Origin of the sequence: Paraburkholderia sp. EG304, assembly GCF_046543485.1 — a bacterium.
Taxonomy (GTDB): Bacteria; Pseudomonadota; Gammaproteobacteria; order Burkholderiales; family Burkholderiaceae; genus Paraburkholderia; species Paraburkholderia youngii.
On sequence record NZ_JBKGUA010000225.1, the window covers coordinates 1 to 1,250 of the forward strand.

Sequence of the window (1,250 nt, forward strand, 5' to 3'; positions counted from 1 at the left end):
TTTTGTGAAGCCGCCGTTGCCGTGCAGATCGCGAAGCTCCTCGCCAAGTCGCGGCACGCGCAGATACAAGGCTGAATGCCCGCGCCGGCAAGCGTATTGGGCCAGGGCACAAGCGAGCCACGATTTCCCAGCACCAGTTGGGCCGCTTATGAGCAGGCTGTAGCCTGCTTGCACCCAGTCACCGAGTGCGAGGCTCGTGAGCGAGCGCGGATCGACGCCACGGCCAGCGCGCGTGTCGAGATCTTCAATGGCGGCCTGCGGATACTTGAGGCGCGCCTGCTTGAGCAATCGGGTACGACGGCGATCATCACGCCAGTTGGCTTCCCGGTCGACCAGCAGTGACAGGCGTTCCTCGAAGCTCAGGCTGGCCGCACCGGGCTGCGTCAATTGTTCTTCCAGGCCGTCAGCGAAGCCGTCCAGCTTCAGGGTGCGCAATTGCGTCAGTGTCTGTTGCATCATCATGGTGGTCTTCTTTATTGGTAGTAGCTGGGGCCGCGTACATGCGCGTGGCTCGGGCTGGTCCAGTCGGCAGGCGTTGCCACCGCTGCCCGATCGCGGTTGTTGACCAGGATGTCGCGCACGTGGCGGTAACGGTGTACGCCCAGTTCCAGCGCCAGCGCGCAGGCGGCTTCGAGACGGTCACGGCCATAGCGACGTGAGAGCGACAGCAATCCAAGGCACGCCCGATAGCCGTGTTCCGGATGGCGTTGCTCCTGCAGCAGCCGGGTGACGAGCGCGCCGGTTGCCGCGCCGATCTGCTGTCCCCAATGAATCAGCCGCTGCGGCGTCCATTCCAGATGAGCGCGGTGTGCCGCCGGCATGTGCTCGACAACAGTGGTATAGCTGCCTGCGCGATCGTTACGTGCGTGGCTGGCGACGCGGCGACCGCGATGTAGCAGTTCGACAGTGCCCGCCGTGATACGCGCATCGAGCTTGAGGCCGACCAGCGCGTGCGGCACGATGTAGCGGTGTTTGTTGATCTCGACGTGATAGTCAATGTGAACCGTCACGGTCTTGAAGCGCGCGAGCTCATAGGGCTGTGCCGGCAGCGGCTGCAATGCCGGCGCGTCGAGCTGGGCGAATGCACTGGCGCGACATCCCGGCAGCTTCTGGAACGGCCTCTCATTCAGGTTCTTGAGCAGCGGGCAGATTGCCTCATTGACCGAGTGGACCGAGTCAAACCGGTGATGACGCAGGCGTGCCATGATCCAGCGTTCGACCACCTGGACCGCAACCTCTACCTTCGGTTT

Annotated in this window: 2 protein-coding genes; both read right to left on the minus strand. The window is 63.6% G+C overall.

Going from position 1 to position 1,250, the window contains the following annotated elements; translation table 11 throughout:
- On the minus strand, nucleotides 1-462 hold a 462-nt coding region (locus ACLFKU_RS43500; RefSeq protein ID WP_410853363.1), incomplete at its 3' end, for an ATP-binding protein.
- A gap of 11 nt (nucleotides 463-473) precedes the next feature.
- The coding region (locus ACLFKU_RS43505) for a Mu transposase domain-containing protein (RefSeq protein WP_410853364.1) at nucleotides 474-1,250 on the minus strand (777 nt) is incomplete at its 5' end.